The sequence below is a fragment of the Corynebacterium sp. MSK150 genome, from assembly GCF_030229215.1.
In the GTDB taxonomy this organism is placed as follows: domain Bacteria; phylum Actinomycetota; class Actinomycetes; order Mycobacteriales; family Mycobacteriaceae; genus Corynebacterium.
Window position 1 is genome coordinate 1 of sequence record NZ_JASPHM010000017.1, and the last position, 12,313, is coordinate 12,313.

The 12,313-nt window shown below is 60.1% G+C and carries 12 protein-coding genes and 2 tRNA genes; 6 read left to right on the top strand and 8 right to left on the bottom strand.

Annotated features, from left to right (window positions below; all coding sequences use genetic code 11):
• The first annotated feature begins 534 nt into the window (after positions 1-534).
• Complete coding sequence (gene cmrA / locus QP941_RS10030; RefSeq protein ID WP_284868829.1) at positions 535-1,335, top strand: mycolate reductase; 801 nt, start codon at positions 535-537, stop codon at positions 1,333-1,335.
• Here the strand turns inward: cmrA and QP941_RS10035 are convergent.
• Positions 1,332-2,873 carry an alanine/glycine:cation symporter family protein gene (locus QP941_RS10035; RefSeq protein WP_284868830.1) on the bottom strand — a complete coding sequence of 514 codons (1,542 nt, stop codon included), beginning with the start codon at positions 2,871-2,873 and terminating at the stop codon, positions 1,332-1,334. The two genes, cmrA and QP941_RS10035, sit on opposite strands and share 4 nt — an antisense overlap.
• A gap of 211 nt (positions 2,874-3,084) precedes the next feature.
• Between QP941_RS10035 and orn the strand changes: the two genes are divergently transcribed.
• Both orn and QP941_RS10045 read left to right on the top strand, forming a co-directional pair.
• Complete coding sequence (gene orn / locus QP941_RS10040; RefSeq protein WP_250411916.1) at positions 3,085-3,732, top strand: oligoribonuclease; 648 nt, start codon at positions 3,085-3,087, stop codon at positions 3,730-3,732.
• 49 nt (positions 3,733-3,781) lie between these two features.
• Positions 3,782-3,857, top strand: a tRNA-His gene (locus QP941_RS10045).
• 28 nt (positions 3,858-3,885) lie between these two features.
• On the opposite strand, the gene QP941_RS10050 is transcribed toward QP941_RS10045, so the two are convergent.
• Positions 3,886-4,842, bottom strand: coding sequence for an MsnO8 family LLM class oxidoreductase (locus tag QP941_RS10050; protein ID WP_284868852.1), 957 nt, complete (start codon positions 4,840-4,842; stop codon positions 3,886-3,888).
• A gap of 29 nt (positions 4,843-4,871) precedes the next feature.
• The gene (locus QP941_RS10055; protein ID WP_284868831.1) at positions 4,872-6,110 is read right to left on the bottom strand and encodes a L,D-transpeptidase; all 1,239 of its coding nucleotides are present in this window, start codon (positions 6,108-6,110) and stop codon (positions 4,872-4,874) included.
• Positions 6,111-6,322: 212 nt separating this feature from the next.
• On the opposite strand from QP941_RS10055, the gene QP941_RS10060 reads away from it, so the two are divergent.
• Positions 6,323-6,398 (top strand) — tRNA-Lys (locus QP941_RS10060).
• A 50-nt stretch (positions 6,399-6,448) separates the two neighbouring features.
• Here the strand turns inward: QP941_RS10060 and QP941_RS10065 are convergent.
• The 5 genes from QP941_RS10065 to QP941_RS10085 form a co-directional block, all read right to left on the bottom strand.
• Entirely contained in the window at positions 6,449-7,210 is a 762-nt protein-coding gene (locus tag QP941_RS10065) for an ABC transporter ATP-binding protein (protein WP_284868832.1), read from the bottom strand.
• Positions 7,201-8,256, bottom strand: a complete 1,056-nt coding sequence (locus QP941_RS10070) for a FecCD family ABC transporter permease (protein WP_049377258.1) — start codon at positions 8,254-8,256, stop codon at positions 7,201-7,203. The genes QP941_RS10065 and QP941_RS10070 overlap by 10 nt, the downstream gene beginning before the upstream one ends.
• Positions 8,256-9,419: an ABC transporter substrate-binding protein gene (locus tag QP941_RS10075; protein WP_284868833.1), complete on the bottom strand. Its 1,164-nt coding sequence runs from the start codon at positions 9,417-9,419 to the stop codon at positions 8,256-8,258. Before QP941_RS10075 ends, QP941_RS10070 begins: the two co-directional genes overlap by 1 nt.
• Positions 9,420-9,509: 90 nt before the next feature.
• Positions 9,510-10,787, bottom strand: coding sequence for a glutaminase (locus tag QP941_RS10080; RefSeq protein WP_049361009.1), 1,278 nt, complete (start codon positions 10,785-10,787; stop codon positions 9,510-9,512).
• A gap of 51 nt (positions 10,788-10,838) precedes the next feature.
• Positions 10,839-11,117 (bottom strand): DUF3618 domain-containing protein, encoded by a 279-nt coding sequence (locus tag QP941_RS10085; protein WP_005323988.1) that lies wholly within the window; start codon positions 11,115-11,117, stop codon positions 10,839-10,841.
• 96 nt (positions 11,118-11,213) lie between these two features.
• Between QP941_RS10085 and bcp the strand changes: the two genes are divergently transcribed.
• On the top strand, positions 11,214-11,681 hold the full coding sequence (gene bcp / locus QP941_RS10090) for a thioredoxin-dependent thiol peroxidase (RefSeq protein ID WP_284868834.1): 468 nt from the start codon (positions 11,214-11,216) through the stop codon (positions 11,679-11,681).
• A gap of 3 nt (positions 11,682-11,684) precedes the next feature.
• The gene (locus QP941_RS10095; RefSeq protein WP_284767081.1) at positions 11,685-12,311 is read left to right on the top strand and encodes a TetR/AcrR family transcriptional regulator; all 627 of its coding nucleotides are present in this window, start codon (positions 11,685-11,687) and stop codon (positions 12,309-12,311) included.
• Positions 12,312-12,313: the final 2 nt, after the last annotated feature.

The following is a 12,313-nucleotide window of genomic DNA, read 5'->3' on the forward strand; positions in this document are numbered from 1 at the left end:
AGTGAAATAGTCCTAATATCAGCACGCCAGACCGGCTAGCCGTACAACCTCACCAACACATCGTGTCGTTTAGGCCGCAGTGCCAGGGCGCATTGTTCCAAGCAGCAGTACTAAGACGCCGTAAAGAACACCTATGCGTGACGGGCGGAGCCATTTCCCTCTAGGGCTCTAGAAGGTGCCTTCATCCCTGAATGGCCGCACTTTATTTCGACGCCACTGGATTGCCACCTTCACGGCGTACAGCTTTGACGACGGCCGTATTGCGGTTAGGACTGTTCATAGTGTCAAACATGTCCCGACTCACCAGTCAAGCATCACCCAACACGGTAAGGTAGCCCTAAGCGTCAAATATGTCGCGGCTGATCTGTCAAGCATCACGACGATTCCCTCAGGCACAGACTGTCAAATATGTCATGAACTCAGACACTGCTGGGGGCACCGCGCGAAAGCCTTGAGGCGCCGAGTTTCTCGCCGCTTCAGGGCTTTTTGTTTACGCTAGGACTCACCATGCCCCCACTCCGGAAAGGCTTAACCATGTCACTTCCCGCTCCTTCCCGAACGTCCTACGCCCTCGTTACGGGCGCCAGCCAAGGCATTGGAAAGGCCATGGCGCAGGATTTCGCAGCCCTGGGCTATAACGTTATCCTTGTGGCCCGCCGCCGCGAGGTCCTGGAGTCCATCGCCGCTGAGCTCGAACAGCGCCATAATATCGAGGCTATTGCCCTGCCGGCAGACCTCGCGGTGGCTAACGACGTCGCCCGCGTGGCCGAGACCATCGCCACCCGCGAGGTGTCGATCCTGGTCAACTCCGCCGGCATCGCCAGCTTCGGCCCCTTCATGGACCAAGACTGGTCGTACGAGACGACACAGTTCGAGCTCAACGGTACTGCCGTCCACCACCTCACGCGAGCCGCCTTGGAGCAGATGCTGCCTCGCCGCAGCGGCGCCATCTGTAATGTCGGCTCTGCAGCGGGCAATATCCCCATCCCTAATAACGCCACCTACGTTTTCACCAAGGCGGGCGTCAATGCGTTTACGGAGGCCCTGCACTATGAGCTGAAGGGCTCCGGCGTCTCGTGCACCCTGCTCGCCCCCGGCCCCGTGCGCGAAGCCACCATCGCAGAGGAAGACCAATCGATCGTGGACAAGGTGGTCCCGGACTTTTTGTGGACCACCTACGAGTCGTGCTCCCAGGAAACCATCGAGGCCATGCGCCGCAATCAGCGCCGCGTGGTGCCCGGCCCGCTTTCTAAGGCGATGAATACCCTCAGCCAGGTGCTGCCCACCCCGGTGATTGCACCGCTGGTAGGCAGCTTCTACGCCAAGATGGGCTAGGCCCCGGCGCCTTCTAAGTCCTTGCCTTTGAGCACGCTGCCCTCGCCGCGCGCTCGTTTGCGCTCGACCCAGAAGTCCGCGTTCTTAATGCCCACAGCTTCTGGGTCGAACTGCGGATCCTTGCCGGCCTTCTTCTGCTTTTCGTAGTCCTTGAGTGCCTTGATGGCAGGAACCTGCAGGAAGAGGATGGCGATGATATTGAGCCATGCCGTCGTGCCGACGCCGATATCGCCCAGGGTCCACGCCGCACCCGGAGTGGTAGTGGCGCCCACAACGACGGAAACAATAATCAGCGCGCGCAGCACCCAAATCAGGCCACGGCGGGCCGTGCGGGAGTGGACCCAGCGGTTGAAGTAGGTCAAGTTGACCTCGGACATGTAGTAGTACGCCAGGACCGTCGTAAAGGCGAAGAAGGCAATGGAGACGGCGATGAAGGTTGGGCCCCAACCGGCAAAGACGCTATCGAGGCCGGACTGCACGTAGCCAGGGCCGACCTCGACACCATCAGGAAGCGAGCCGTTGTAGACCACTTCACCATCCTCGGAGCTGCCGCGGAAGACGGTGTACATGTCCGTAGAAATAATCATGAACGCGGTAGCCGAGCAGACAAAAAGCGTATCGACGTACACCGCGAAAGACTGCACGAAGCCCTGCTTAGCGGGGTGGGAAACCTCGGCGGCCGCAGCGGACTGCGGGCCGGTACCCTGGCCGGCCTCATTGGAGTAGATGCCGCGCTTAACACCCCACATGATGGCTGCGCCCAACATGCCGGAGAATCCGGCTTCCATATTGAATGCGGACCTGAAGATGAGCCCGAAGACCTCCGGAATCTGGGAGAAGTTCATGCACATGACCACCACGGAAATCACGATATAAATGAGCGCCATAAAGGGCACGACAATGGTGGCGAAGTTCGCAATGCGCTTGACACCACCAATAATGATGATGGCCAGGATGCCCGCGAGGACGACGGCCGCCCAGGTGGAGTTGATCCCCCACGCGGTATCGGCCGCGGCGGCCACCGCATTGGCCTGGATGGCAGGCAAGAAGTAGCTGGTAGCCAAGATCATGGCGACGGCGAACACGATGCCATAGACCACCATGAAAGGCGCGGCCTTAGTGTGCTTGTAGGCTTTTTCGATGTAGTACGCGGGCCCTCCGCGGTACTCACCGGTGTCCTGATCCTTTTCCTTGTAAATCTGAGCCAACGTACATTCGATGAACGAGGTGGACGAGCCCAAAAGCGCCACTGCCCACATCCAGAACACGGCGCCTGGCCCACCGAAGGCGATGGCTGTGGCCACGCCAGCGATATTGCCCACGCCCACGCGGCCGGAGAGCGAGACCATCAAGGATTGGAAGGAAGAAACGCCATCTGCAGACTTTTCTCCGTTAACTATCTGCTTGAGCATGTCCGGGATGCAGCGCACCTGCAGGCCGCGTGTCACCACGGTGAAATAAATACCCGCGCCGAGGCATAAAAACACCAAGACGGGGGACCAAATTGCGGTATTGAGGGCATCGAGAAAGTTTGCCATCTGGTCTCTCCTAAGTCTGTCGCACCTCCCGAATGAAGAGCGATTAACCAGAGTATGCCCTAACTCACATCTTCAAGTGAGGCAAATCACCGATAAATTTTATGCAGCACAGTGCCACACTTTCCGAAAGGTCGCGTTGTCCAGTAGTAATCACCCCTCCAGGGCAGCCCGGCTCGTACCCCATACAGGGGTAAAAGCACGCGGGCGTAGAATGGGCCGCATGCCACATTCCGAGATAGCCGCAAAACACGACCGCCTCGTCTGGATCGATTTGGAGATGACGGGCCTCGATCCCGAGCGCCACGTCATTGTTGAGGTCGCTGCCGTCATCACCGATGGCAACCTCAACATCCTGGGCGAAGGCATCGACCTCGTCGTCCACGCCACCGAGGATGAGCTGGCACAGATGGATTCCTTTGTCACGCAGATGCACGCTAAGTCCGGGCTGGATAAGGAAATCCGCGAGTCCACCACCTCCATCGGAGAAGCCGAGGATGCCGTACTCGCGCTCATCAATGAGCATTGCGATCCTGAGCACCCCGCTCCCCTAGCCGGCAATTCCATCGCCACGGATCGCACCTTCATCCGCGCTTATATGCCGCGGCTCGACAGCGCCCTGCACTACCGCATGATCGACGTCTCCACCATCAAGGAGCTTGCTCGCCGGTGGCACCCGCGCGCTTACTTCAACCAGCCCGATAAGGGCATGGCCCACCGCGCGCTACAGGACATCATCGAATCCATCCGCGAGTTGGACTTCTACCGCCGCAGCGTCTTCCGCACCGACGAGGGCCCCACCTCCCCCGAAGCGGAGGAGATCAAGGCCGAAACCACCGCAGATTACCAGGCGTTTTTGTAATTTAGGCGGCGTGAGTTAACCTATATTTCGTTGCTTTCACGCAGCGATGGTGGCTGTAGTTCAGCTGGTAGAGCACCAGGTTGTGATCCTGGGTGTCGCGGGTTCGAGTCCCGTCAGCCACCCCAAGTGCCCGAGCCTTGCGCTCGGGCTTTTTCAGTTTTCCACCTGCAGGCTCGCCAGCAGCTCCTCCGAACGGGCCCGACCGTCCACATCTGGCATGTCTCCGGTCACCACAAACTCGCTCACGCCCAGCCGCTTGCCGACGTCCCTAAGTCCCTCCCCCACTTCCCCTACCGTTCCCCACACGTCATGGGCCAGCGCTTCCTCAATGCGCCGGCGCTGCTGCCCCGTCAGCGCATCCATGTCCAGCTCTCCCACAGGCCGCAGGGCCGCGAACTCGCCGGTGGATTGCGCGAGTACCTTGGCATAGGCCTCCGGTAACAACAGATCACGGGCGGCCGCGGACGTATCGGCAACGGCGATATTGAGCGAGGAGATGATAGGTGGGGCGTCGGCAAGCGCATGCTCCCGATACACCCGCGCGGCCGCCTCCTGCGTGGCCACCGGACCACCCAAGATGACGCCGAGCCCCATCTTGGCCGCAACCATGGCTGAGCGAAAGCCCGCCAACACGTAGATCGGCGTGCCCGCATACTCCGGCCGCACCGTCACCGCTTCCCCGCCGCGCAGGTAGCGCAGCAGCGTCGCCAGCTCCGCCTCAAAGCGCTGCTTCACTTCAGCCGGTTCGCCCTGGCGCAGTGCCCGCCGCACCGGGCCGGTAAAGCCGACAGAGGAACCAATTCCAATATCGATTCGCCCGGGATACAGCGCCTCGAGAAGATTAATCTGCTCGGCCACCAGAAACGGCGGATGATTCAACAGCATGACGCCGGCCGTGCCTACCCGAATGCGCTGCGTGCGCGCCGCCACGTGGGCTGCCAACATCCCCGGCTGCCCCGCCGGAATTCCCGGCACACCGTGGTGCTCGGCCACCAGAAAGCGCCGGAAACCAAGCCTCTCCACATGCCGGGCGTGCTCAGCTACCTGGTCCAACAGCCCGGCCGCCCCGCGGTCTAAAACAGAAAAGCGCATGGCCACCACTGTAGCCATGCGCTCATCGCCCGCGCCGCTCGTGGGCGCTACTGATTGGCGTCCGCGTTGCCCTTGGACCACTCGTCCCAGGACATATTCCAGTCACCTAGGCCATCCATCGCATTAAGCGTTTCACCGTAGGTATTGAACACGCGCACCACGTCGCCGCGCTTCATCGTCTCCTGGAACCACTGGGCAGCCTCCGGCGTCACGTTAATGCAGCCGTGCGAGGTATTGGTATTGCCCTGCGCCCATACGGACCACGGAGCGGAGTGAACATAGATGCCGGAATAGGACATCTGGGTAGCCCAGTCCACCATCGTGCGGTAGCCGCCTGCCTCATGGGCTAGGCCAAAGGTCTCCGAGTCCATGACTAGCTGCGGGTGCTCGTCACCGATGATGTAGCGCCCGTTCGGCGTATCGTACTGATAGTCGCGGCCTAGCGAGACCGGGATGGCGCGCAAGAACTTCTTATTCTTGAAGACCTTCATGGTCTTGGTGGCGTTATCAATAATCGCCACGGTGCGGTCCCCAATGGTGAAATTGGTCTTGGCGTTCTCGCCGCCATAGATCCCGCCGCCTAGGTCCTTGCCGTACTGGTCCACCTTCACCTCAACCTTGGTGCCCGGCTCCCAGTACTCCTTCGGACGCCAGCGCACCTCCTGGTTGTTGACCCAGTAGAAAGCGCCCTTAACCTCAGGGTTGGTGGTCACAGTAATGGTCTTCTCGGCCGCCTTGCGGTCCGTAATCGGCACGCCGAAATTCACACCAATGACCTGGCCTACGCCGACCTCAGAATCCGGGATTGGGCTAAGCGAGACTTCGGCAACGCCCGCTGCTTGCGGGGTGGAAAAGCTGAGATTCTTCTTGTTGCCATCCACATCGGAGGCCACGATGGAATAGGTGTGGTTATAGCCCAAGTCCTCCGCCGTAGACCACGTCTTGGCATCCTTCGAGAGCTTTTCTTTAACTTCCACGCCCATTTCATTGGTCATGGTGACGCTCTTGAGCTTGCCGGTGGTCTCCACGGTCACAGGCTTAGACGGATCCACATTCTGTGCCCCGTCTTTCACGGAAGCCGAGAGGCCGCCCTTTTTCTTGTCAGACTCTTTGCCCTTTTTGCCGCTGTCTTTCTCCCCGCCCGCGTTTGCGGCGGCGGTAGATTCTTGGTCGGCGGCCTGATTCTCGGCAGAGGAATCAGAGGAGCAGGAGGCGGCGGCTAGGGAAATGCACGCAACGCCCGCGGCCGCGATGAGGCGGCGCGCAATAGGGAGGGAATGTTTCACTGAGTTGCCCTTAGACACGTAATTGCTGCTTTCAAAGACCAACTTAGATTAGCGTCTCGCTCCAGCAATTACCAGAAGCCACTTCAGGCATTAACCAATTCGTTATACACCCCTAAAAACATGCGATGACCAGGCGATTTTACACTTTTCAAGAATGGCTGCTAGAGTATCTACTCGTTGCACAGAGAGCCACACGGCAGGAAGTCAACAATGCGCCATTAGCTCAATTGGCAGAGCAACTGACTCTTAATCAGTGGGTTCGGGGTTCGATTCCCTGATGGCGCACCACTTAAAAATTTAAATTAAAAATTAGGCCGGGCAATCGCCCGGCCTTTTTGTTATCTCACCCGCAGCGGGGCAATGAGTGGAGCGCCGCCATGCTGGACGACGTCCGCCTCTACCCCATACACGCCTTCCACGAGCTCCCCCGTGAGAACGTCCGACGGCGCGCCCTGAGCGCGAATATGGCCCTTCTTCAGCACCACCAGCTGATCGCACATGCGCGCAGCCAGGTTGATGTCGTGGATGGCCACTAGGCCTAGGCTGCCGTCGCGCTTCGCCTTGGCACGCACCTCATCCAATACAAAGATCTGGTGGTGCAGGTCGAGGGCGGACGTGGGTTCGTCGAGAAGCATCAGGCCTGGGTTGCCCACCAACATCTGCGCCACCGCCACCAGCTGGCGCTGGCCGCCGGAAAGCTCGTTGAGGTAGCGAGAGGCAATCGCATCCAGCCCCAGCGAGTGCAGCACCTCACCGGTGCGCGTAATCGGGTCCTCGCAGGCTTCACGGCGCGCAGAGATCAGCACGGCCTCAAAGGCGCGCAAAGCGGCCGTGCTCGTGAGATCCTGCGGCACGTAGCCGATGAGCTGCCGGCGGCGCTTGCCGCGCGGTGCCGTGCCATCGACGCGAAAATCCACTTCGCCCTGGCAGCCGCGGTGGACGCCGGCCAGGGACTTGATAAGTGTGGTCTTGCCGGAGGCATTCGGTCCCAGCAGGCCCACCAATTGCCCGCCGTGGAGTTTTTCCACACCCACGGACTCCAGTACGCGGTGATTGCCATAGGCCGCACTCAGCCCGGAAATAGTCAGTTCTACGTCCACAGTGCCCTCCTTCGGGTCATGACGATGGCAATGAAGAATGGCACGCCCAAAAGCGAGGTAACGATACCAATGGGAATAGCCAGGCCCGGCTTAATCATCAGGCTGACCGCATGCGCGGCACACATCACGGCCGCGCCCGCCGCCATGGAGGCCGGCAAGAAGTAGCGCTGGTCCTCGCCCACCAGCATGCGGGCAATATGCGGGCCGACCAGACCAATGAAACCGATGATGCCGGCAAAGGCCACGGTCGTCGCCGCGACGAGCGACACGACGATGAGCACCACGATGCGCAGGCGGGAGGTATTAACGCCCATGGCGGTGGCGCGGGCATCGCCAAGCCGCAAGGCAGTAAGGCGCCAGCCCAGCGCCCACAGAATGGGCAGGGCGATAATCAGCACGGCCGCCAGCACGCCGTTGGCCGCCCAATTGGCGCGGGTAAGAGAGCCCATGGACCAAAAGACGATCTGTTGCAGCGCCTCGGCCGAGGACTGGTACTGGATAAGCGCCAGCATGGCCTGGAAGAAGAACACCAAGCCGATGCCCAGCAGCACCATGGTTTCTGCCTTCGCGCCACGGATGACGGCCGCGATAACAATAATGGCCGTAGCCACCGCGGCAGCAAGCCACGCCATCAGCGCCAGGTTGAACTGCGGCTGCGCAATCAGCTGCCACTTGAGCACGATGGAGGTGGCGCCGCCAAACGCGGCGGCCGCAGAAATGCCGAGGGTAAACGGCTCGGCTAGCGGGTTATTGAGGATGGTCTGCATCTCCGCGCCGGCCAAGGACAAGGCCATACCGATAAGCACGGCCATCACGGCCATAGGCAGGCGCAGTTGCCACAGCACCGTGCGCGTCTGGTCCTCCAGACCCGCGGGATTCACAATGCCCTTTATTACCTCGCCAGGACTGATATCAATTGCACCGACGAAGTTGCTAATGACAAATGCGGCGGCCGCAATCAGGGTCAGGCCCGCAACGATGCCTATGCGTTGCCAGGTTAACTTCTTATGTTGCCGCGCGAGGGCGGCTACCTCTGCACCCTCCATTAGTTGGTGCTAAAGAAGGTTCCCTCACCAGAGACCGGCGAGTACTTTTCTTGCGCATCCATCCACTGCTTGGCGACGTCCATATCGGCATACGCCTCCGGGTCGATCCACTCGGCCACCTGCAGCAGTGCCAGGTAGTTAAACGGCGAATCATAGAACTGGTGCCACATGCTGTGCAGGTGATGCTCCTTAACCGCACGCAGCTTATCGAAGCCGGCCTGCTTCTCCGGAAGCTTCGCGATGCTGCCCTTGGCTTCCTTTTCATCAATGCCGTAACCCACTGCAGCGTATCCGACAGGGTGGCCTTCATCGTCCTTCATCTCGGACCAATCGCCACCGGTGGCGATGATCATATCCGGGTCAGATTCCAGGACCTTTTCCGGGGTGATTGTGCCGGACTCGCCCGGAATGACTTTATCGCCGATATTCTCACCACCGGCCGCGTTGACCAGCTGGGAGATATTGGAATCGTTCCAGGAACCGCAGCAATCGGACACACCTGCTGCTCTCCAAACGAAAGTCTTTGGTTTATCTTTTACCTTCTCTGCGCGGTCCTCCACCAAATCCACGGTCTTTTGCCAATCCGAGTTAAATTCCTCAGCGCGATCCTCTTGGCCAAAGATCTCGCCGAAGATGTCCATGGTCTTGGGCGTATTCTCCAGCGGGTCGCGGCGGAAATCGGTGACCGCATACTTCAAGCCAGCTTGGTCCATCTTGTCGGTCAGACCAGCTTCGCGGGAGGCATCATATTGATCCAGCGAGAGGACAATGAGGTCCGGGTCTAGGCTCACGAGTTTTTCCACGGTGACATCGCCCTTGGTAAAGCCGCCGATTTCTGGCACCTCGTTGACGGAGGGCAGCTCCTTTTCCAGCGCGTTGTAGTAATCCGGCACGTTTTGTTTGAGGTCCGTGCCGATACCAACGACCTTGTCCAGCGGATTATCGGTATTGAGTACGCCGGTAGCAAAAAGCGATCGGCCCTCCCCCAAAATCACGCGATCGGGAGCCTTATCCAGTTCCACGTCACGGCCGGTGATATCGGTGAAGGAGAACTCAGCATCGCCGCTGGAGCCGCCAGTTACTTCCTCAGCTGCGCCGCAGCCGACGAGTGCGGCTGCCGATGCCGCCACAACCGCCATCACCTTGAAGGGGGTATGAGCCATTTTTAGTCCTTGGTCGTTGGATGCCCTCGCAGTTAACGCAAAGGGCCTTACATAGGACATCCTAACCTGATTAAGTAAGGCAACCCAAACCTATACGGGTTCGCCGTTAATGGCATAGTCCTCCGGCTCGCCCTTCGGCACCTCCGTGCCGTCCGACATGGTGCGATCTTCCAGCTCCCCATCCGGATCCACGATGGCGATATCAAAGCCAGACTCGCGAATTCGGCGCAGCCCCTCCTTCAGCATGCGTCGACCCATGCGGTTCGTGCCCGTAATATGTGATAGCTCGAGCACCACCGTGCCCTCGCCAAAATCTGACTCCATCAGCTCGTACAAGATAGTCTCGGCCGCGTTGAAGTTAATCAAGCCCTGCAGATAGATCACGGTCAGCTCCGCATCCTGCTCCACCTTGCGCACCGGGTTCACGCCATAGCGCTCGTCTGTAGACATCAAGTGCAGGCCCATGTCCTTCGACAACAGCTTGAACGCATCCACCCCGCGTACCGAATTACCTTCTTTATTAAGCCGCGGCGAGAATGTCGCCACGCCCAACTGGCCCGGCAGCGTGCCCAGCAGGCCACCCGAAACACCCGACTTCGCCGGGATACCCACCTCGGCCATCCACCGGCCGGCGCCGTCGTACATGCCGGCCGAGCTCATCACCGAAAGCGTCAACCGGCACACGTCCGCGTCCAAAATTTTGTCGCCCGTCACCGGCTGCACGCCGCCATTGGCCAGCGTTGCCGACATCACGGCCAGGTCCCGTACCGTCACCACAATCGAGCACTGCTCAATATATGTTGACACCGCATCGTGTGCCTCGTCCTGGATGATGTCGTAATTGCGCAACATGTGCGCCAGCGAGAGGTTACGTTCGCTGACTTCCAGCTCGGAGGAACGCATAGCGTCGTCGATAAGCAAATCGCGTCCCGCCAGCCGCGAAAAATAGGTGCGCAGACGCTCTACGCGCGCGGCAGGCTCCGAATCCACGCCATTAATCAGCTGCGTGACCGCAATCGCGCCCGCATTAATCATCGGGTTGACCGGCCGATGGTCATCTCGGTTGAGCGAAAGCTCGTTGAAGGCCTCGCCCGAAGGCTCCATACCCACAATCTCGCGCACCGCAGATAGTCCCAGCTCCTGTAGCGCTAGTGCGTAGACAAAAGGCTTGGACAGGGACTGAAGGGTAAATTCCACCTCATCATCGCCCGCGGAATAGACGTGGCCGGTGGTGGTGCACATCGCGGCGCCGAGGTATTCGGGCTCCGCCTTGGCCAGCTCCGGAATATAATCCGCCACGGCGCCGTCGCGATTATCGCGCACCTTGGTGAGGATTTCCTGCAAATAAAAAGGGATTGGTGTCTTCATCCCAACCCAGCCTACGAAAAAAGTCCCCGCGGTGTGCGGGGACCTCCATCATTAGTGGCGCTCGGACAGCAGGCGCTGCAGTTCCTTCAAGTCGCTCTTGCGGCGGCGAGAGCGGAAGACCGAGAAAGCAATGAGGCCAACCACAGCAGCGCCGACGCCGCCCAGGGCCATCTGCACGTTGCGGTCCTGCAACTTATCGGTGGCCGCGGTCTTAGCCTCGTTGGCAAAGTTCTGCGGCTTGCTGCGCTGTGCCAGCTCGTCCAGGGTGCCGGCCAGCTGGCGGCGGGTGCGCTCGATATCGCGCTGAATGTCTTCAATATTGCGTGCCACGAAGTTCTCCTCTTAACTTAGGTTCGCTCTTAACGGGGTCATTCTACCCCGCCGGCCCAAAAGCGTGCAGCCCGGGCGGTAAGTAAGGTGGGAACCATGACTGAAAACCGTTTGAACGTTGGAGATACCGCCCCTGCTTTTGCGCTTGCCGACGACGCCGGAAACACCGTTTCCCTCGCCGATTACGCAGGCCAGCGCGTACTGGTCTACTTCTACCCCCGCGCCAATACCCCAGGCTGCACCAAGGAAGCCTGCGATTTCCGCGATTCCCTGGAACAGCTCAATGATCTCAATATTGCCGTCGTAGGCATCTCGCCTGATAGGCCGGAGGCGCTGGCGAAGTTCCGCGCGGACCACGAGCTGAACTTCCCGCTGCTTTCGGATCCGGATAAGTCTGTCATGACCGCCTACGGCGCGTTTGGTGAGAAGAAGAACTACGGCAAGGTCGTCCAGGGCGTAATCCGCTCCACCTTCTTGGTCGAGCCGGATGGCACCATCGGCCAAACGCACTACAACGTCAAGGCCACCGGCCACGTCGCCCGCGTGATGAAGGGGCTAAGCTAGCACGTGGGAGAGATTCTGCTACCGCGGCGTCGGCCAGCGCAGGCGCGCAGTCGCGAGCGCTTCGAGCGCATTCTGCAGGCCGCACGCGCCGTGCTTGTCGACGTCGGCTTTGAATCCTTCACCGTCGACGAGGTCGCCCACCGCGCCGGGGTGCCCATCGGCACGCTGTATCAGTACTTTGCCAATAAATACGTGCTCGTCTGCGAGCTCGACCGCCAAGACACGGCCGCCAGCCGGGCCGAAATCGAACGTTTCTCCCGCCGCGCCCCGGACGTGCAATGGCCCGATGTGTTGGATGAAACCATCGATCACCTGGCGCGCATGTGGCGCGACGATCCCTCCCGGCGCGCCGTGTGGCATGCCGTGCAATCCACCCCCGCCACCCGCGCGACGGCCGCAGATACCGAGCGGCAGCTGCTTTTCCCCTTGTCAGAAATCCTCTCCCCACTCGCGCCGTCCATGAGCGATGACGAACGCATTGACCTGGCCGGCTTCCTTATCCACAGCGTGGTCTCGCAACTCAATTACGCAACTGCGGGCGACCCAGGCGACTTTGACGCCGTGGTCGTAGAGATTAAGCGCATGCTCGTTTCGTATCTATTTGCCATTGCGGCTCACTGGGGCAGTTGACG

Coding starts and splice junctions, on each gene's coding strand:
- cmrA (WP_284868829.1), top strand. CDS start 535: ATGTCACTTCCCGCTCCTTCCCGAACGTCCTACGCCCTCGTTACGGGC.
- QP941_RS10035 (WP_284868830.1), bottom strand. CDS start 2,873: ATGGCAAACTTTCTCGATGCCCTCAATACCGCAATTTGGTCCCCCGTC.
- orn (WP_250411916.1), top strand. CDS start 3,085: ATGGGCCGCATGCCACATTCCGAGATAGCCGCAAAACACGACCGCCTC.
- QP941_RS10050 (WP_284868852.1), bottom strand. CDS start 4,842: ATGGCTACAGTGGTGGCCATGCGCTTTTCTGTTTTAGACCGCGGGGCG.
- QP941_RS10070 (WP_049377258.1), bottom strand. CDS start 8,256: ATGGAGGGTGCAGAGGTAGCCGCCCTCGCGCGGCAACATAAGAAGTTA.
- QP941_RS10075 (WP_284868833.1), bottom strand. CDS start 9,419: ATGGCTCATACCCCCTTCAAGGTGATGGCGGTTGTGGCGGCATCGGCA.
- QP941_RS10080 (WP_049361009.1), bottom strand. CDS start 10,787: ATGAAGACACCAATCCCTTTTTATTTGCAGGAAATCCTCACCAAGGTG.
- bcp (WP_284868834.1), top strand. CDS start 11,214: ATGACTGAAAACCGTTTGAACGTTGGAGATACCGCCCCTGCTTTTGCG.